The organism is Burkholderia sp. AU30198 (genome assembly GCF_020419825.1).
Classification (GTDB): domain Bacteria; phylum Pseudomonadota; class Gammaproteobacteria; order Burkholderiales; family Burkholderiaceae; genus Burkholderia.
On the sequence record NZ_JAIZSA010000018.1, the window covers coordinates 44164 to 62927 of the forward strand.

14 protein-coding genes are annotated in these 18764 nt (G+C 68.5%); 3 read left to right on the top strand and 11 right to left on the bottom strand.

The window, feature by feature from the left end:
• Positions 1–154: 154 nt before the first annotated feature.
• From LGN19_RS31035 to LGN19_RS31070, 8 genes are all read right to left on the bottom strand, one after another.
• The gene (locus tag LGN19_RS31035) at positions 155–1342 is read right to left on the bottom strand and encodes a YncE family protein (protein ID WP_226219024.1); all 1188 of its coding nucleotides are present in this window, start codon (positions 1340–1342) and stop codon (positions 155–157) included.
• 127 nt (positions 1343–1469) lie between these two features.
• Positions 1470–2972 (bottom strand): M81 family metallopeptidase, encoded by a 1503-nt coding sequence (locus LGN19_RS31040; RefSeq protein ID WP_226219026.1) that lies wholly within the window; start codon positions 2970–2972, stop codon positions 1470–1472.
• A complete protein-coding gene (locus LGN19_RS31045; RefSeq protein WP_226219028.1) occupies positions 2969–4258 on the bottom strand; it encodes a Zn-dependent hydrolase in 1290 nt (429 codons plus the stop codon). Before LGN19_RS31045 ends, LGN19_RS31040 begins: the two co-directional genes overlap by 4 nt.
• Positions 4259–4292: 34 nt before the next feature.
• Positions 4293–4994 carry an ABC transporter ATP-binding protein gene (locus LGN19_RS31050; RefSeq protein ID WP_174960019.1) on the bottom strand — a complete coding sequence of 234 codons (702 nt, stop codon included), beginning with the start codon at positions 4992–4994 and terminating at the stop codon, positions 4293–4295.
• The gene (locus LGN19_RS31055) at positions 4991–5758 is read right to left on the bottom strand and encodes an ABC transporter ATP-binding protein (RefSeq protein WP_122950104.1); all 768 of its coding nucleotides are present in this window, start codon (positions 5756–5758) and stop codon (positions 4991–4993) included. Before LGN19_RS31055 ends, LGN19_RS31050 begins: the two co-directional genes overlap by 4 nt.
• The gene (locus tag LGN19_RS31060; protein WP_174960015.1) at positions 5755–6798 is read right to left on the bottom strand and encodes a branched-chain amino acid ABC transporter permease; all 1044 of its coding nucleotides are present in this window, start codon (positions 6796–6798) and stop codon (positions 5755–5757) included. The genes LGN19_RS31055 and LGN19_RS31060 overlap by 4 nt, the downstream gene beginning before the upstream one ends.
• The gene (locus LGN19_RS31065) at positions 6795–7655 is read right to left on the bottom strand and encodes a branched-chain amino acid ABC transporter permease (RefSeq protein WP_122950106.1); all 861 of its coding nucleotides are present in this window, start codon (positions 7653–7655) and stop codon (positions 6795–6797) included. Before LGN19_RS31065 ends, LGN19_RS31060 begins: the two co-directional genes overlap by 4 nt.
• A gap of 69 nt (positions 7656–7724) precedes the next feature.
• Entirely contained in the window at positions 7725–8933 is a 1209-nt protein-coding gene (locus LGN19_RS31070) for an ABC transporter substrate-binding protein (protein ID WP_226219030.1), read from the bottom strand.
• Positions 8934–9161: 228 nt separating this feature from the next.
• Between LGN19_RS31070 and LGN19_RS31075 the strand changes: the two genes are divergently transcribed.
• Positions 9162–10016 (top strand): FadR/GntR family transcriptional regulator, encoded by an 855-nt coding sequence (locus tag LGN19_RS31075; protein ID WP_226219032.1) that lies wholly within the window; start codon positions 9162–9164, stop codon positions 10014–10016.
• A gap of 182 nt (positions 10017–10198) precedes the next feature.
• On the opposite strand, the gene LGN19_RS31080 is transcribed toward LGN19_RS31075, so the two are convergent.
• The 3 genes from LGN19_RS31080 to LGN19_RS31090 are packed head-to-tail and all read right to left on the bottom strand — an operon-like array spanning position 10199 to position 14498.
• Entirely contained in the window at positions 10199–11623 is a 1425-nt protein-coding gene (locus LGN19_RS31080) for an aldehyde dehydrogenase family protein (RefSeq protein ID WP_226219034.1), read from the bottom strand.
• A 30-nt stretch (positions 11624–11653) separates the two neighbouring features.
• Complete coding sequence (locus LGN19_RS31085; protein WP_226219036.1) at positions 11654–13051, bottom strand: aspartate aminotransferase family protein; 1398 nt, start codon at positions 13049–13051, stop codon at positions 11654–11656.
• A gap of 55 nt (positions 13052–13106) precedes the next feature.
• Entirely contained in the window at positions 13107–14498 is a 1392-nt protein-coding gene (locus LGN19_RS31090; RefSeq protein ID WP_122950111.1) for an APC family permease, read from the bottom strand.
• Positions 14499–14749: 251 nt separating this feature from the next.
• On the opposite strand from LGN19_RS31090, the gene LGN19_RS31095 reads away from it, so the two are divergent.
• Complete coding sequence (locus LGN19_RS31095; RefSeq protein WP_226219038.1) at positions 14750–15844, top strand: AraC family transcriptional regulator; 1095 nt, start codon at positions 14750–14752, stop codon at positions 15842–15844.
• Positions 15845–16326: 482 nt separating this feature from the next.
• Positions 16327–18762: a PEP-utilizing enzyme gene (locus LGN19_RS31100; protein WP_226219040.1), complete on the top strand. Its 2436-nt coding sequence runs from the start codon at positions 16327–16329 to the stop codon at positions 18760–18762.
• The last annotated feature ends 2 nt before the right edge of the window (positions 18763–18764 follow it).

Consider the following 18764-nt stretch of genomic DNA (forward strand, 5'->3'; position numbering starts at 1 on the left):
CCGACCATCCTGCCTGCGACGAACGCCGCGCGCAGGGCGGAACCCTGCGCGTGCCCGGTTGCGTTTATCGCGCGCCGGCGCGGCGCATGCGCCGCGCGGTGGCGGAACCGCCGGCCGTCGTCTGCGTGAACGGAACGAACGGAGCTCGTGCGCGTCAGCGCGGCAACGTCCGCAATGAAGACGGGCCGCCCGTCAGCGCGATCCGCTTGCCCGTATCGCGCAGCTTGCCGCCTTCCACCGCATAGAGCGCCAGTTGCCGTTCGACGTTGAACTGCACGATCACGTGCCGGCTGTCGGCGGTGAATACGATGCCTTGCGCGGCTTCGCCGCCGGGCAGCTCGCTCACCTTCACGGCCTGCCCGTCGCGGATCGCGAACAGCAGCACCTTGCCGATCTTGTGGCGGCCCGGATTGTCGGGCGTCAGGTTCGAGCCGTCCATCGCCTGCACGGCGATCCACTTGCCGTCCGGCGAGATCGCGACGCCTTCCGGCAGCGACGGCACCGTCAGGTACTGGACCGTGCGGAACGGCACGCGCGACACGTCGATCAGCGCGATCGAATCGGCGTCGCCGGCCAGGGTGCCCGTATAGCCCGGCAGCCCCGCGAGCCCGACATTGCTGACGACGGCCCAGCGGTTGTCGCTCGACACGTCGATCGTGTAAGGCGCGACGCCGGCGCTCAGGCGCGACCCGCAGTCGGTCACCTTGCCGTCGTCGACGTTCAGCACCGCGACGCCCTGCTCGTCGCGCAGCGACACGAGCGCATGCTTGCCGTCATGGGTGAAGCTGATCCCGGCCAGCCGCTTCTTGCCGATCTTCAGGTTGCCGTCGAGCGTCACGTGCGTGCCGTCGATGCGCAGGATCGACACGCTGCCGTCCACGTTCGCGACGAGCGCGAGCTTGCCCGAGCGGTCGATCGCAATGCCTTGCGGATGCGCGCCGAGCTCGATGCGCGTGACTGCGGGCGGCGCGGTGTCGAGATTCACGACCTGCAGGAACGTGTCGTACATGAGCTGCTTCGCGGCCGTGTCGTAGCGCGTCGGCGCGGCGACGAGCGCGAGCTTCGCGTCGGGCGTGATCGCGACGGCCTGCGGCGGCCCCTGGATGCCATTCTCGACGTCGACCTGCAGCGCGACCTTCGGCGGGAACGTGCTGGCGTCGAGCAGCGTCAGCGTGTCGGCGGGCGGCGAGGCCAGATAGGTGTCGCGGCCCTCGACGCGCTGGTACTTGCCGTCGTTGCCGGACACGATCCAGTCGGCGGCGTGCGCGGCAACGGCCGTCGTGGCGAGGGTCAGCGCGGCGAGCAGGCGCGCGCTGCGGGGGCGGAAAGGGTTCGAATGCATGGCGGTCGGTTCTCCGGGTCGGTTGCGGATGCAATGGATGGCTCGACCCTGCTGCTCGACGGGTCGATGCCATCGCATGATGCCCGAAAGCCGGCCAATCCGGCGTCTCGCACCCGGTTTGTTGCCGTCAATCCGTCCGTCGCGCGCCACGCGGCCACTCGCCGACGTCGTCGAGCGGATACACCGGCCGCGCAAGCCGCTCGTAGCGGAACAGCCCGTAGTCCGAGCCCGTCACGCCACGGCTGTCGCACTCGACCAGCGCGGCCGCGATCGGCACGAACACCGGCCGGCAATACATCCGCGATTTGAGCAGCAGGAAGCGCGCGCGGCGCGGATCGACGCCGACGCTCTCGAATACGCCGAGATCCCACGGCTCCTGTGTGCGTTCGGTCACGACGAGTGTAGCCGCGCCGATATCGAGCACGGCCGTGCGGCCCATGTACGCGCGCTGGCCCGTGTAGGTCGGCCCCGTGATCACGTATTCGCCGTCGGTGAGCGCGCGCACGACACCCGTCGCGCGAAACGGCTCGCGCCGCACGCCGCCGTGCGACGGCAGGCGATTGCCGACCGATACCGTGACGGTCGCGCCGACCCCCGCGTCGATCAGCGCCGCGACGGCTTGCGGGTCGCACAGCGGCCCGCTGACGATGCCGTCGAGCCCTTGCGCGAGCGCGGCCTCGAGCAGATCCATCGTGTCGCACGGGCCGCCCGACATGCAGTTGTCGCCGTGATCGAGCATCAGCACCGGGCGATCCGCACCGTGCGCGAGCGCCGCGGCCTGTGCAACCGATTCGGCGAGCGGCGCGCTCCGATAGACGAAGTCGTCGCGCTCGTCCCAGATCTGCCGCGCGATGCGCTCGGCGACGGCATCGGCCGCGGCCCGGTCGCCATCGGCCACCACGACGACGCTGATGCACGGCGCGGGAATGTCCGCGAGCGAGAAGCCGGGCAGCACCGATACCGCGAGCATCCCGTCGGCCTCGGCCGCGCGCGCGGCCTCCACCGCGCGCCGCATCGCGCCTTCCGCGCTCGCGCTGCGCAGCGTCGATGCCATCAGCGGCGGCTGCCGCCATGCGAGCACCGGCCGCGCGCGGCCGTGGAGCCGGTCGAGCAGCAAGCGCGCCGCATGCTCGCCGGTCTCCACCATGTCGACGTGCGGATAGGTCTTGAAACTGACGATCACGTCCGCGTGATCGATCATCTTCTGCGTGACGTTCGCGTGCAGGTCGAGCGCGACCGCGATCGGCGCGCCGGGCAGCGCCGCGCGCACGCGCGCGAGCAGGTCGCCCTCGCCGTCCGCGCTTTGCTCGGCGACCATCGCGCCGTGCAGGTCGAGCATCACCGCGTCGCAACCCGGTGCGGCCGCAACGATCGCGTCGCAGATTGCCGCATACGCGTCGGCCGCGACCGGCCCGCTCGGGTTCGCGGCCGCCGACACGGGCGTCACGATCTCGGCGCCCTCGCGCTCGGCCGCGTCGATGAACGCGGCCATCGCGGTGCGCATCCCGCGATTCGCGCGATACGCGTCGTCGCCCCAGTCGGGGCCGTTGCGGCCGAACGCGGCGAGCGGCGTCGGCACCGGCGAGAACGTGTTGGTCTCGTGGTTCATCCGGGCGATCAGGATCTTCATCGCGCACGCTCCTCCGCGATCCCGGCCGCGCCCAGCATCGCGTGCAGCAGCACATTGCAGCCGGCTTCCAGATGCGCGGGATCGGCATCCTCGATCTCGTTGTGGCTGATCCCGTCCTTGCACGGCACGAAGATCATCGCGGTCGGCGCGACGCGCGCAAGATACACGGCGTCGTGACCGGCACCGCTGATCACGTTCATCGACGACAGCCCGAGCGCGAGCGCGCCCGCGCGAACCTGCTCGACCAGCGTCGTGTCGAAGGGCTGCGGCGGAAAATACACGACCTGCTCGACGTCGATCCGCATGCCGGCCGACGTACCCAGGTCTGTGCACGCCGCGCGGAGTTCCGCATCCATCGCGGAGAGCGTCGCATCGTCCGCCGCGCGCAGGTCGACGGTCAGCGTCACGCGCCCCGGAATCACGTTGCGCGAATTCGGGTGAACGTCGACCCAGCCCACCGTACCGCGTCCGTGCGGCGGATGTGCGCATGCGATGCCGTTGACCGCGCGCACGAGATCGGCCGCGACCAGCAGCGCGTCGCGCCGCAGCGCCATCGGCGTCGGACCGGCATGCGCCTCCATCCCGTGTACGGTCACGTCATACCAGCGTTGGCCGAGCGCGCCCTCGACCACACCGATCGTCGTGTCATGGGCCTCCAGCACCGGCCCCTGCTCGATATGCGCTTCGAAATAGGCGCCGACCGGATGCGCGTCGCGCCCTTCGCTCTCATGGCCCGCGTAGCCGATCGCGGCCAGCGCGTCGCCCACCGAGATGCCGTCGCGGTCACGCTGCGCGAGCGCGTGGTCGAGCGTGAACGCGCCCGCGAACACGCCGGAGCCCATCATCACGGGCACGAAACGCGAGCCTTCCTCGTTGGTCCAGACCGCGACCTCCAGCGGCGCCAGCGTGCGCACGCCCGCGTCGTCGAGCGTACGCAGCACCTCGAGGCCCGCGAGCACGCCGTAGTTGCCGTCGAACTTGCCGCCGGTCGGCTGCGTGTCGATATGGCTGCCGGTCGTCACGGGCGGCAGGTCGTCGCTTTCGCCCGCCCGCCGCGCGAAGATGTTGCCGATCGCGTCGACACGCACCGTGCAGCCGATTTCCTTCGCCCACGCGGTGAACAGGTCGCGCGCCTCGCGATCGAGTTCGGTGAGCGCGAGACGGCACACGCCCCCTTTGTCGGTCGCGCCGATCCGCGCGAGACGCATCAGGCTGCCCCACAGCCGCGCGCCGTCGACGCGCAAGCCGGACGCTGCGACGCCCGGTGTCGAATCCAGAACTTGCATCGATGGAACTCCTCGCAATGAAAGGGTGCGGCGCTTACGCGACGCCGACGCCCAGGTAACGGTCCTTTACCTCGTGATCGGCCATGAACGCCGCGTTGCTGCCTTCGTAGACGATCACGCCCTGTTCGATCACGAAGTGGCGATCCGCGAGCTGCGTGCACACTTCGAGGTTCTGTTCGACGAGCAGGATCGCGACGCCAGCCGCCTTGATCCGCTTCAGCTGCTCGACGATCTCCTCGACGATCACCGGCGCCAGCCCTTCCACCGGCTCGTCGAGCATCAGCAGGCGCGGATGGTTCATCAGCGCGCGGCCGATCGCGAGCATCTGCTGCTCGCCGCCCGACAGCTGCGCGCCGCCGTTGCGGCGACGCTCCTTCAGGCGCGGGAAGATCCGGTAGATGTCGTCGAGCTGCCACGGCGAATCGCGGCGTGCGCCGAGCCGCAGGTTCTCCTCGACCGACAGCAGCCGGAAAATCCCGCGATGCTCGGGCACGAAGCACAGGCCGCGCGCAGCGATCCGGTGCACGGGCTGCCCGGCGACCTGGCGCCCCAGGAACTTCACCGCGCCGCCGGTCGGCGCGACCGCGCCCGCGATCGTCTTCAGCGTCGTCGACTTGCCCGCGCCGTTGCGGCCGAGCAGCGTCACCGTCTCGCCTTCGTTCACGTTCAGGGAGACGCCCTGCAGCACATGGCTCTTGCCGTAATGGGCATGGATTTCCGTGATGTCGAGCATCATGCGCGGCCTCCCGTGATCATGTTGCCGAGATAGGCGGTACGGACGCGCTCGTCGCCGCGAATCGCGTCGGGCTTGCCTTCGACCAGCACGCGGCCCTGCTGCATCACCGTGATCGTGTCGGAGATGTCCATCACGATCCCCATGTTGTGCTCGATCAGCACGACCGTGTAGTCGCTGCGCAATCCGCTGATCAGCGCCTTCATGTCGTCGAGATCGTCGATCCCCATGCCGGACGTCGGTTCGTCGAGAAAGATCGCGCGCGGCCGCGCCGCCAACGCCATCCCGACCTCGAGCCGGCGCTGCTGGCCGTGCGACAGCGCGGCGGTAACCGTGTCCGCAAAGCGCTGCAGGCCGAGCCGCTCCAGGACGTCGCCGACGATACCGTCGTGCGCGAGCGGGCCGCTCGGCTGCGTCCACGGATTCAGCGCGCGCCGCGCGTCGACGCCCTGCGCGGCCACGCGCAGGTTCTCGCGCACGCTCAGGTTCGGGAACAGGCTCGTCACCTGGAACGAGCGCGCGATGCCGCGCCGTACGCGCCTGAAATCCGGTTCGCGCGTGACGTCGTGGCCATCGAACACGATCGAGCCGGAGGTGATCGGCAGCGTGCCCGTCAGCGTATGGAACAGCGTCGTCTTGCCCGCACCGTTCGGGCCGATCACCGAATGCACGGTGCGCGGCATGATCCGCAGATCGACGCCGCCGAGCGCCGTGAATTTGCCATAGCGCTTGACGATGCCGCGCGCTTCGAGAATCGCTTCGCTCATGCCTGCTCCCTGGTCGTAGCCGCCGTGCGTTCAGTGCGCCGCAGCGATGCGATCACGCGTTCGCCGAGCCCCCACAAGCCGCGCTGCATGAACAGGCTGACCGCGATCAGCACGAGACCGAGCAGCAGCAGCCAGCGCGGCCAGAGCGTCGACAGCCAGTCCGCGAACAGCACGTAGAACGCGGCGCCGAGCACCGACGCGAACAGGTTGCCCGTGCCGCCGATCACCGTCATCACGAGGATCATCTCGCTCGTGTGATAGTCGATGTTCGACAGCGGCGCGATGCCGGTCATCAGCGCATGCAGCGCGCCCGCGAGCCCCGTCACCGCCCCCGAGATCACGAACGCCGCGAGCTTGAAGCGCTTCACGTCGTAGCCCGCCGCCGCCGCGCGCGCCTCGTTGTCGCGGATCGCGAGCAGCGTACGACCGAACACCGAACGCGACACGCGCAGCAGCAGCCAGAACACCGCGACGAACAGCACCGCGACGAAGCCGTAATAGCGCCACGGCGAATCGAGCACGACGAGCGGATGCCCGAAGGCGGACAACGCGGGGCGCGGGATATCGAGCAGCCCGTTGTCGCCGCCCGTGAGATCCGGCGTCGTATAGGCGAGGAAATAGAACAGTTGCCCGAACGCCAGCGTCAGCATCACGAAATAGGTGCCACGCTGGCGGATCGAAAACCAGCCGACGAGCGCGGCGGCCACCGCGCCGAGCCCCGCGGCCGCGAGCAGCGCGACGCCCACCGACGCGACGCCATGCGTGAGCACGAGGCCTGCCGCGTAGCTGCCGAGCCCGAAGAAGATCCCCTGCCCGAACGACAGGAGCCCCGTATAGCCGAGAAGCAGATTGCAGCCGAGCGCGGCGAGCGCGAACACGAGCACTTCGGTGGCGAGCGAACCCGAGCTCAGCACGATCGGCAAGATGCACGCGACGGCCACGGCCAGCCAGCCTTCCGGCCGTTGCAGTACGGCGCGCCAGGACTGCGCGCGCCGCGACGCCGGCGCGCCGGGCGGGAGCGATTTGGACGATTGAATCATGCGGCCCTCCCGAGCAAACCGTTCGGACGCAGCAGCAGCACGGCCGCCATCGCGACATAGATCATCAGCCGTGCACCTTCCGGCCACAGCGTGCTCATCAGGCTCTGCACGATGCCGACCAGCAGCCCGCCGACGAGCGCCCCGAGAAAATTCCCCATCCCGCCGACGACGACCACGACGAACGCCACGCCGAGCGCCTCGATGCCCATGAACGGATCGACGCCGCGGATCGGGGCGGCGAGCACGCCCGCGAGCGCGGCCGTCGCCGCGCCGAGCGCGAATACGAGGCTGAAGACGCGCGTCACGTTGATGCCCAGCAGCGACACCATCTCCGACGATTCGCTGCCCGCGCGCACCGTGCTGCCGAGCCGCGTGCCTTCGAGCACCCACCACAGCAGCGCCGCGAGCACGGCCGTGAAGCCGATCACGAACAACCGGTATTTCGGGTAGACGAAACCGCCCCAGATCACGACGCCATTCAGCGCGTCGGGCGGCGGCACGTTGTCGCCGAGCGGGCCCCATGCGAGGATCGCGCACTCCTGCAGCACGAGCGCAAGCCCGACGGTCGCCAGGATGTGGAATTCGTGCTGCTGCGCGTACACATGACGCAGCACGAGCTTTTCGACGACCCACGCGAACGCGCCGACGACGAGCGGCACGACCGCGAGCGCGACCCAGAAATTCGCCGACCATTGCAGCGCCTGGTAGCAGAGATACGCCCCGAGCAGGTAGAACGCGCCGTGAGCGAAGTTCACGAAGCGCAGCAGGCCGAACACGATCGAAAGGCCGACGGCGAGCAGGAAATACAGCATGCCCACGCCGATGCCATTGACGATCTGCAGCAGATAGACGTTCATGGCTTCCGTGTCAGAAAGGAAGGTAACGGATGTCCGCGGCGCACGACTGCCGCGGACGCACGCATTGCGTCACACGAGCTTGCAGCTCGTCTTGTCGATCGGCAGGAACGACTGGCCCGAGCTGACGATGTCCGCGTAATCGTCCGCGCTCTTCATCCGGCTCTTCGGCTTGCCCTTCAGCAGGTAGTAGTTCTTCAGCACCTGGTGGTCGCCCTTGCGGATTTCCTCCGGGCCCGTGAGGCCGTCGTACTTCATGCCTTCCATCGCCGCGACGACCTTCTTCGGATCGGCGCTGCCGGCCTTCACCATCGCGTCGACCAGGATCTTCGAGCAGATGTACGAACCCGCGAGGCTGTAGTTCGGGTTCGCCTTGAACGCGGCGTTCGTGCGCTTCACCAGATCGCGATTCAGCGGCGAATCGATGCCGTGCCAGTACTGCGCGCCGAAATACACGCCGTCGCAGATGTCGGGCCCGAGCGCCTCGAACTGCTCGAGGCCCGAGGCCCACGCAAGCAGGATCGTGCAGTTGCGCTTCATCCCGAAGCTCACGGCCTGGCGCAACGTGTCCGACGATTGCGAGCCGAAGTTCAGGATCAGCAGCACGTCGGGCTGCGCGGCCGCGGCGTTCGTCAGGTAGCCGCTGAACTCCTTCTCGGCAAGCGAGTGGTAGCTGTTGCCGACATGCTCGATGCCCTTCTCCTTGAAGATCGCCTTCGCGGCCGACAGCAGGCCGTCGCCGAACACGTATTGCGGCGTGATCGTGTACCAGCGCTTCGCCTTCGGCAGCATCTGCGTCAACGGGCGCACCGTCTGCTCGATCGCGCCGAAGGTCGGCACCGACCAGCGGAAGGTCGCGGCGTTGCAATCCTTGCCGGTGATCTCGTCCGCACCGGCCGTCGTGATGAACACGCCGCCCGCCTTCTGGACTTCCTTGCCCATCGCCAGCGATTCGGACGACAGGATGCCGCCCGCGAAGAAGCGCACGCCTTTCTGCTGGGCGATCTCCTGCACGCGCCGCACGGCGGTCGCGGGCTTGCCCTCGGTGTCGAGCGCCGTGTAGGCGAGCGGCGCGCCGAGCACCTTGCCGTATTGCTGGACGACGAGCTGCATGCCGAGATCGGCGTACTTGCCGTTGGCGGCGAACGGCCCCGACATCGGCACCGGGCACGCCAGCTGGATGGATGAACCCTGCGCGAACGCGGCACGGGACGACAAGCTGCCGAGCGCACCCGGCACGGCCGACAACGCGGCCAGTTTCAACAGTTCTCGGCGATTCAAGTTGACGCTCCTGATAAAGGGGGACACACGCGATGCGACCGACTGCCAAACCGTGCCCACGCCCTGCAGGATGCGCGCCGCCGGTTGATCCTATTTATCATGATAAATAGAATGAACCTGATGCTAGAGTTGATCAAAATTGGTGTCAATCAGGCAAAATTCCGTACTCGCGCCGGAGCGGATCGTCGACGATGACGCGGCGCGCAGTCAGACAAAGGAGTGGTGAAGATGGTCATGGATCGAGCCAGGGCGGGCCTCGCGGTCGAAATCAAGCAGCCGAAGCGGGCCGACCTCGTCGCCGAGGAGATCAAGCGGCTGATCACGGAAAAGGACCTGAAGCCGGGCGACCGCCTGCCGCGCGAAGCCGAGCTGCAGCAGCTCTATGCGGTGAGCAAGAGCACGATCCGCGAGGCGCTGAAGTCACTCGAGGTGCAGGGGCTCATCAAGGTCACGACGGGGCCGTCGGGTGGCGGGATGGTTGTCGAGGTGCCGCTCGACCGCACGCTGCAGCTGCTGCAGAACTACCTGTTTTTCAAGGACGTGACGATCGACGACATCTACACCGTGCGCAAGCTGCTCGAACCCGAGCTGGCGGCCGGTGCCGTGCCGCACCTGACCGAGCGCGACTTCGCGGCGCTGGAGGCGAACATCGCGTGCTGCGACGGCTCATCGGGCGTGCACGACCGCGGGCACATGCTGCGCCAGCGCCAGGAAGACACGACGTTCCACGACATCCTCGCGGCCGCGAACCCGAACCCGTTCCTGCGCTTCAACTGCGAGCTGATCAACGAGATGATCCGCCAGCTGATCGAGTTCCGGAACGACACGCCGCTCGTCGAGCACAAGCGCTTCGGCGAAGCAAATGTCGCGATCCACAAGGCGATCCTGCAGGCCGCACGCGAGCGCGATGCCGAGCGCGTCCGTGCGCTGATGGTCGAGCATATGACCGAGGCGCCCAAGCATGTGAAGCGGATGAAAGGCAAGCTGCGCGGGCGGTTGATCCTCGATTCCGAGATCCGCAGGCGGGCCGCCGCTTTCGTTGCGGGATCCCATGCAGCCGCAACGGATTCCGACGAGGACTGACGGCTGGCAAGCGCGGCATCGGCTCGCCGTCGCAGGCCGCGCGGCGGCCTGAATGCCTCAACCGCGCGGGGTTCGGCCACAACGCCCCGGGCCGTCGAGGCCGAACGCCGCAAGCGGCCTCCGCAACGGCACATGCGCGTCGCGCCTGACCCGGGGCAACCGGAATCGTCAGCGCGCGCGGCTCACGCGTACCCGGTCGTGCCCTTCGTCTCCAGATACTCGACGAGGCCGAACTCCGCGTACTCGCGGCCGTTGCCCGAGCGCTTGTAGCCGCCGAACGGCGCGGCCGGATTCCACGGCGGGTAGTTGATGTGGACATTGCCGACCCGCAACCGTGCCGCCACCCGGCGCGCCCGCTCGGGATCCTTCGACTGCACGTAGGCCGCGAGCCCGTAGACCGAATCGTTCGCGAGCGCGACGGCCTCGTCCTCGGTGCGGTAGGTCATGATCGCGAGCACCGGCCCGAAGATCTCCTCGCGCGCGATCGTCATGTCCGGCGTGACGTTCGAGAATACCGTCGGCCGCACGTAGAAGCCGTCGCCGAGCCCGTCCGGCCGCCCGGGGCCACCGGCGACGAGCGTCGCGCCTTCTTCGATCCCGAGCCGGATGAAGTGCTGGATGCGGTCGAACTGCGTGCGGCTGACCACCGGCCCGATGCCGGTTTCCGTCGAACGCGGATCGCCGACGACCGTGCGCTCCGCCTCCCGGCGCGCGGCCTGCTCGGCCAGCGCCAGATGGTCCGCATGCACGAGCATGCGCGTCGGCGCATTGCACGACTGGCCGCTGTTGCTGAAACAGCTGCGCACGCCGCGCGTGACCGCATCCTCGATATCGGCGTCGGGCAGGATCAGGTTCGGGCTCTTGCTGCCAAGCTCCTGGTGCACGCGCTTCACGGTATCGGCGGCGGCCTTCGCGACCTCGACGCCCGCGCGCGTCGAACCCGTGAACGACACCATGTCGACATCCGGATGCCGCGACAGCGCGTCGCCCACTTCATGCCCGAAGCCATGCACGAGGTTGAACACGCCGGGCGGCACGCCGGCTTCATGCAGGATCTCCGCGAACAGGATCGCGCTGAACGGCGCGATCTCGCTCGGCTTGAGCACCATCGTGCAACCGGCCGCGAGCGCCGGCGCGACCTTGCACACGATCTGGTTGATCGGCCAGTTCCACGGCGTGATCAGCGCGCACACGCCGATCGGCTCGTGCGACACCAGCAGCGAATCGGTCTGCGTGCTGAAGCGGAACGACTGCAGCGCGCGGATCGTCTGTTCGAGGTGGGCGGTGCCGACCGCGGCCTGCGCCGCGCGCGCGAAGGCGATCGGCGCGCCCATCTCCTGGCTGATCGTCTGCGCGACCTCCTCGTAGCGGCGCTGGTAGATCTCGAGCACGCGCCGCAGCAGCGCGACGCGCTCGTCCACCGGCCAGCGCGAATACGTGTCGAAGGCCCGCTTCGCCGCGCCGACCGCGCGGTCGACGTCGGCCACACTGCCGATCCTGAGCTGCGCATACGGCCGCGCCGTGCTCGGGTCGATCACGTCGATCGACTTCGCATCGGCCGGATCGAGCCACTGGCCGTCGATATAGGACTGTTGTGACGTTCGCATCGAATGCTCCTGGAATGAAGGACGCCGCGCTCAGCGCGTCGCCCGTGCATAGGTGTCGACGAGGATGTCGCGGATCTGCGCGACGAACCACACGATCTCGTCGCGCGACATCACGAGCGGCGGCGAGAACTGCACGATCGGCGTGCCTTCGTGATCGACGCCCGCGCGGCACAGCAGCCCCGCGTCGAAGATCGCGGGCGCGAGCAGCGTCGACACGAACGCCTGCGCGCTGATGCCGGCCGCCCAGCGGCGCGCGGCCTTGTCGGTCACGAGTTCGAGCGAGTAGTGATAGCCGTCGCCGCGCACGTCGCCGACGCACGGCAGTTCGAGCAGGCCGTCGAGCGTCTGGCGGAACACCGCTTCGTTGCTGCGCACATTGTCGAGCACGCCTTCGCGCTCCATGATCGCGAGGTTCGCGAGCGCGGCCGTGCACGCGACCGGGTGGCCGCCGTAGGTCGCGCCGTGCAGGAACATCTGCTGCGGCCCGTCGAGCACCGTGTCGACCACCGTGTCGCTCGCGATCACGCCGCCGAGCGGCACGTAGCCCGACGCGATGCCTTTCGCGAACGTGATGATGTCCGGCTTCAGCCCGTAGCGCGCGGAGCCGAAATATTCGCCGAGCCGGCCGAACCCGCAGATCACTTCGTCCGCGACGAGCAGCACGCCGTGCCGGTCGCAGATGTCGCGCAGCCCGGCCGCGTAGCCGGCCGGCGGCGTCAGGCTGCCGCCCGCGTTCTGCAGCGGCTCGACGACGATCGCGGCGACGGTATCCGGCCCTTCCTGCACGATCAGCGATTCGATCTCGTCGAGCAGGTGGCGCGTGAACTGCGCTTCCGTCTCGCCAACCGGGCGGCCGTAGCGCTTCGTGTTGCCCACATGCCGCACGCCCGACATCAGCGGCTCGAAATGCTTGCGGAAGTTCGTCATCCCGTTCAGCGCGAGCGCGCCGAACGACGTGCCGTGATACGCGACGCGCCGCGCGATGAACTTGCGCCGCTGCGGCTCGCCGCGCGACTGGTGGTACTGGCGCACCAGCTTGATCGCCGATTCGTTCGACTCCGAGCCGCTCGACGTGAAGAACACGCGGTTCAGGCCTTCCGGCGCGAGCGTCGCGAGCTTGTGCGCGAGCTTGATCGCCGGCTCGTGGCCCACCCCCCAGTTGGTTGCGAACGGCAGCCGCACCATCTGCTCGCGGATCGCGTCGCCGATTTCCGCGCCGTGGCTGTAGCCGACCTGCACGCAGTACAGCCCGGCCAGCCCGTCGAAGTAGCGCTTGCCGTTGCGGTCGACGAGCCAGCAGCCTTCGCCGCGGTCGAACACGGTCAGCGCGTGGTCGCGATACGCATCGGCGTGCGTGAAATGCATCAGCAGGTGGCGTTTGCCGAGGGCCTGCAGGTCCGCATCGAGATTGACGTCAACAGCGTTCATGGGTCGTTCCTCCTTCAGGGTTTCAAGTCCGGCGTGACGCGGCGCGGCCGGTCATTCAATTCATCGACAGCGTCGGCGCCGGGCGCGTGAAGCCGCGCGTCAGCCACACGAGTTGGCAGAGTCCGAGCACGAGCCAGCCGGTGCCGACGTAGAACGTCTGGCGCGACAGTCCCGACCAGAGCCACACGTTCATCGCGAAGCCGATCGCCGGCATCACGCCGAACGTGATCCAGCCCGCGAAGCGGCGATGCTCGGGGCGGCACAGATAGCTGCGCATCACGCACAGGTTCACGACCGCGAACGCGACGAGCGCACCGAAGCTGATCATCGTCGACGCGAGATCGAGCGTGATGAACAGCGCGGACAACGACACGATGCCGACCGCGAGCGTCGCGCGCACCGGCGTGCGCAGCCGCGCATGCAGGTGGCCGAATACGCGTTCGGGCAGCACCCGGTCGCGGCCCATCGCGAACAGCACACGCGTCACGCTCGCCTGCCCGGCCATCGCGCTCGCGAAGCAGCCGGCCACGTACACCGCGACGAAGAACGCCGACAGCGTGCCGCCGCCGATACGCCGCATCAGTTCGAGGCTGGCCGAATCGAGATCCTTGAAGGCGTGCCAGTCGGGAAACACCACTTGCCCGACGTATGCGACCAGCATGAACAGCACACCGCTTGCCAGCGTGCAGAGCAGGATCGCGCGCGGCACCGTGCGTTTCGGCTCGCGTGTTTCCTCCGACAGCGTGGTGACCGCATCGAAGCCGAGGAATGACAGGCACAGGATCGCCGAACCGGCGAAGATCGCGCGCGCATCGCCCGACGACGGCAGCGCGACGGCCATCGACAACCCTTCGCCCGACGCAACCCGCGCGGAAGCAATAAAGAAGATCGCGATGAACACGAGCTGGCTCGCGATCAGGATCAGGTTCACGCGATTGACGAGCCGGATGCCGACGATGTTCAGCCCGGTGATCAGCGCGATGCTCCCGACGATCCACACGCTGGCCGGCACGCCAGGGAAAATCTGTTTCATGTAGATGCCGATTGCGAGGTAGCTGATCATCGGGATGAACAGGTAATCCATCAGCAATGCCCAGCCGACCATGAAGCCGGCCGACGTGCCGAAGTTGCGGCTCGCGAACGTGTAGGCGGACCCGGCGCTCGGCATCAGCCGCGCCATGTGGCCATAGCTGCGCGCGGTGAACAGCATCGCGACCAGCGTGACCGCATACGCGGCCGTCAGATGCCCGTTCGTTTCGCTCGTGACGAGCCCGTAGGTCGTGAACACCGTCATCGGCAGCATGTACGCGAGGCCGAAGATCACCAGCGTCGCCAGTCCGAGCAGGTGCGGCTGGCGGCGTTCGTCCGCCTCGCTGCGGATTGCGTGCGTCCCGAAGTCATGCGTCGCGGCGGCCGATGCGTATCGACCTGGGCTGTCGTTGTCCATGCTGTCCTCACGTGGGTGGCGTTCACGGCTCCAACACTCGTTCGCCCGGCATGGCCGGCGGCGCACGACTGGCAGAAAGTGTGGTGCGCCAAAAAATCGACCACGAATGAGAAAAGCGGACGTAATCAGGGGATATTTCCGGACACAGCGCCGCGCGCAGCGCCGGCGCGGCTTGCATGGTGCTGTGCCGCACTGGCGTTTTGCGGACATTCCGGCTATGTTCTACGCGACCCAGTCGCCCCGTCAGCACCATGGACAGCCGTTCCCATCGAAACCAGAGCCGGGCCGAGCGCAGCCTGCGCTCGTCGCTCGGCCTCGCGCGCCCGGCCGGCCGCCAGGAGGACATTCCCGCCACCGTCCACGCGATCGCGGTCGCGCTGGACGAGTGCCGCGTGCGGCATATCGACGGTGCCGCGCTGCTCGAAGGCACGGGGCTCGGCGCGGCCGAAGTCGCGTCGCCGAACCTGCACGTGAATCGCGGCCAGGAGCAGCGCTGCTTCCACAACCTGCTGCAGCGCAGCGGCGTGCCGTCGATCGGGCTGTCGATCGGTGCGCGGTTGCACGTGTCGACGCTCGGCCTCGCCGGCTACGCGATGCTGATCAGCGGCTCGGTGATGCAGGCATTCCGGTGCATGAGCCAGTTTCCGCTATTCATGGGGCTGTATTTCGATGTGCGTATCGATGCGCACGCGGACGGCATGAGCGTGACGATCAGCCGTTACAACGGCGAGCCGGATCTCGAGGTGTTCCAGGTCGACATGTGCCTGTCGAGCCTGCGCCTGATCGTGTCCGATCTCGTCGGCAAGCCGGTCTGGCCCGCGCAGGTGCAGCTCGCGCGCCGCACGCCGCGCAATGCGGCCGACTACGCGCGTCACTTCGGCTGCAAGATCGCGTTCAATGCGGGCGACAACCGCCTCGTGTTCACGTCGGTGAACGGCACGGAGATGCCGCTGCTCGCGAACGAAGTCAGCTTCAACGCGCTGCACGGCCAGTGCGAGGCGCTCGAACGGCAGTGGGCCGCGTCGGTCGGCACGCGCTTTGCCGATCGCGCGAAGGAGCTGATGGCGCGCGACCTCGCGCGTTTCAAGTCGATGACGTCGCTCGCGAACGCACTGCACCTGACGGAGCGCACGCTGCGCAGGCGGCTCGACAAGGATGGCCTCACGTTCCAGTCGCTGCTCGACGACGTGCGCCGCGACGAGGCGCAGCGGATGCTCGACGACCCTGAGCTGACGGTCGCGGCGATTGCGGAGCGCCTCGGCTATAGCGAGCCGCGCAGCTTCCGTCATGCGTATCGGCGCTGGACCGGGCGCACGCCGCGCGCGGGCGTGGACCCCGACGCGTAGCGCGCAATCGGTGGCCGTTTAAAGAACCCGCAGCCAACGCGTTCCCGACTCACGACGGCAAGCTGGCTGCCTTGCCGGCATCAGGGCTTCCCGCACACGCAAGGCATGACCAGCGTCTTTTCTGTTTCATGCCTTGCATCAGGCCCGGTGAACGCCGGCGGCCCGACGCTACTTTTTTCGTTCAGGCGAAATCCGCGCTTCGATCCGGATCATTCGCCGGCCTCGAGGCATTTCGTTCAATCGACACCCGGCAACGGGTATCGATCGCGCATCTGAAACTCCGCAACCCCGCATGCCTCTCGAGCGGAATCGACTCGCGTAGAATGCCCGCAACCATCAAGCCGAGCGGGGCCACGCCTCCATTCCACTCGCACCGGCGCAACGCGAACAAGACGACACGAACAAGACCCGCGGCATCCGCCGACGGCACCGCCCCGGCCGGGCGTGTGCCATCGCGACGATCGCCCGCCGACCAAGCCTCCATGAGCAAACCGATCCTGTACCTCCTCGCCGGCAACGGCAGCGCGGCCGACTGGTGGGACGATGCGCTGCCCCACTTCCGGCATTACCGGCCCGTGCCGCTGGAACTGCCGGGCTTCGGCGACAACCCCGCGCCGCCCTGCGACGATCTCGCCGCGTATGCGCAAGCGCTGCTGGATGCGACCGAACCGGGCCACGCGATCATGGCGGTCGGCGTGAATGCGCTGCTGGTGCTGCACGCATTGCAGCGACGCCCCGGCCACTTCGGCCGCAGCGTGCTGCTCGCGCCCGTCGGTGCGTTCCTGTGGGAACGGCGCCTGCCGAAGCTGATGGCGCCGAAACCGCTGCGCAAGACCATCCACTGGCTGCTCGCGCACTACCCGGCGCTGTTCGCCCGCAAGTTCTCGAACCTGACCTGGACGCGCGCCCAGTACCGCCGCATGGGCGCCGGCTATGCGCGCTGCCGCGCGTTCCTGCCGCACTGGGATCTCGTGCGCGCCGATACCGCGCTGCCGCTGCTCGAGTGGGTCACCGATCGCATCGAACTCGTGTGGGGCGACCAGGACAACGTGCTCGGCGTGCGCCAGGCCGCCGCGTGGTCGGCCATCCTCGCACGCGCCGATCTCACCGTCACGCTGCAGGCCGGCTGGGGACACTATCCGTGGATCGACACGCCGGCGGCATTCGCGCAGTGGCTCGAAGCGGGCGACGCCGGCTTCGTCGCGCACACCAAGGGCGGGCGACTGGCACTGGCCACGATGGCCGGCCTGCCCGTGCCGCCCGCGCTGTCGCTGACCCGTGCCGACGACCCGCGCCTGCCCGGCTTTCTCGCGAGCCAGCCCGACGCCGAGTGGGCGATCCGCTCGTCGAGCCACGGAGAAGACCAGGCCGATGCGGCCAACGCCGGCCTGCACACCACGTTCCTGCGCGTACCGGCATCGCAAGCGGCCGCGCGCGTGGCCGAGCTGCTCGACGGCGGCCTCGAGGAAACGGTCGTGCAGCGCTTCATCACGCCCGTGCTGTCGGGTATCGCGTTCGTGCGACATCTCGCGGTCGAAGTCGAATGGGTGGAAGGCCACCTCGAAACGCTCGCCGACGGACAAGCCAGCCCGCAGCGCGCGATCCTGTCGCGGCTCGGCGAGCCCTGGCAGCGCGGCACGTTCCCGACCGCGCACGGCCTGAGCGCGACGCAGCTGTGGGACTTCCTGCAGCGCGTGCTGCGCGCGTTCCACTACGTGCCGGGCGATGTCGAATGGGCGTGGGACGGCACGCGGCTGTGGCTGCTGCAGTACCGCCCGATCAGCAGCTACGGCTGGCACCGGCACCTGACCGCCGCGAACATCGCCGAGATCCTGCCGCCGCAGCCGAGCCGACTGGTCGAGTATGCGCAGCGGCGTGCGGCCGGCAGCATCCCGGCCATCATGGCGCGCTGGGATGCGCGCGTACTGCAGGACAACGAACCATTTACCGCGCTCTACGGTGGCGCGTCGTACATCAACAACGACCTGTTCCTCGCCCGCCTCGCCGACTGGGGCGTGTCGGCCGGCAACTACAGCGGCGAGATCGGCGGCGCGACACCGCCGCTGCGCTGGCGACCGCTGCGGCTGCTGCGTTCGCTGCCGGTGTTCTGGCGCATGCTGCGCGTCGCGCGCGGGCATCTGCCGACGCTCGAGCGCGGCTTGCAGCGCTTCGACCGGGAACTCGCGACGCTCGTCGAGCGACGCGCCGACGGCCAGCAACTGGCCGACTGGTTCACGCGCTTCTACGTGTTCGTCGTGCAGGGCAACCTGTGCATCGCGTCATCGCTGGCCAGCAGCGGCGGCGCACTGTGGGGCCGTCCGCCGACCGCATACGGCCAGCTCGACGACAGCCCGCATCGCCTGCCGTGGGAAACCGATCCGGGCACCGCACGCCCCGCGTCCACCAGCCTGCCGTTGCAGGCGTTTCCCGACTGGCCGCTGCCGGTCCGCGTGCTCCACGCGCTCGGTGCGCCGGGCATGCGCGGCTGGTATCTGCAGGTGCGCGAGTGGTATCGCGACAACCTGATGCGCGTGTTCTTCCGCCTGCATCATGCGATGCCGGCCGCCGACCGCGACACGTGGTTCGCGCCGCATCCCGAGCGCCGCGAACGCAACGGCAGCTTCTGGCAGGACGGCAGCGAAGGGACCGACGAGGCGGCCGGCTTCATGATCTATCCGGGCCACACCCAGGGTGTGCTCGGCCACGACATCCTGCTGGAAGACACGCTCGACCCGGGCCGGCATGCGCAGTACCAGGCCGCGCGCGCCGTGATCGCACGCATGGGCGGCCGGCTGTCGCACGGCGCGACGCTGCTGCGCGAACTGCGCAAGCCGTCGGCCGTGCTGCCGCGCGTCGATGCGGCGTGGATCGGGCGCGAAGTGCGGCTCAGCGACGGCCAGCTGACGCTGGTCGAATAAGC

Excerpts from the sequence above, each read along its gene's own strand:
- LGN19_RS31035 (WP_226219024.1), bottom strand. The coding sequence starts at position 1,342 with ATGCATTCGAACCCTTTCCGCCCCCGCAGCGCGCGCCTGCTCGCCGCG.
- LGN19_RS31040 (WP_226219026.1), bottom strand. The coding sequence starts at position 2,972 with ATGAAGATCCTGATCGCCCGGATGAACCACGAGACCAACACGTTCTCG.
- LGN19_RS31045 (WP_226219028.1), bottom strand. The coding sequence starts at position 4,258 with ATGCAAGTTCTGGATTCGACACCGGGCGTCGCAGCGTCCGGCTTGCGC.
- LGN19_RS31050 (WP_174960019.1), bottom strand. The coding sequence starts at position 4,994 with ATGATGCTCGACATCACGGAAATCCATGCCCATTACGGCAAGAGCCAT.
- LGN19_RS31055 (WP_122950104.1), bottom strand. The coding sequence starts at position 5,758 with ATGAGCGAAGCGATTCTCGAAGCGCGCGGCATCGTCAAGCGCTATGGC.
- LGN19_RS31060 (WP_174960015.1), bottom strand. The coding sequence starts at position 6,798 with ATGATTCAATCGTCCAAATCGCTCCCGCCCGGCGCGCCGGCGTCGCGG.
- LGN19_RS31065 (WP_122950106.1), bottom strand. The coding sequence starts at position 7,655 with ATGAACGTCTATCTGCTGCAGATCGTCAATGGCATCGGCGTGGGCATG.
- LGN19_RS31075 (WP_226219032.1), top strand. The coding sequence starts at position 9,162 with ATGGTCATGGATCGAGCCAGGGCGGGCCTCGCGGTCGAAATCAAGCAG.
- LGN19_RS31080 (WP_226219034.1), bottom strand. The coding sequence starts at position 11,623 with ATGCGAACGTCACAACAGTCCTATATCGACGGCCAGTGGCTCGATCCG.
- LGN19_RS31085 (WP_226219036.1), bottom strand. The coding sequence starts at position 13,051 with ATGAACGCTGTTGACGTCAATCTCGATGCGGACCTGCAGGCCCTCGGC.
- LGN19_RS31090 (WP_122950111.1), bottom strand. The coding sequence starts at position 14,498 with ATGGACAACGACAGCCCAGGTCGATACGCATCGGCCGCCGCGACGCAT.
- LGN19_RS31095 (WP_226219038.1), top strand. The coding sequence starts at position 14,750 with ATGGACAGCCGTTCCCATCGAAACCAGAGCCGGGCCGAGCGCAGCCTG.
- LGN19_RS31100 (WP_226219040.1), top strand. The coding sequence starts at position 16,327 with ATGAGCAAACCGATCCTGTACCTCCTCGCCGGCAACGGCAGCGCGGCC.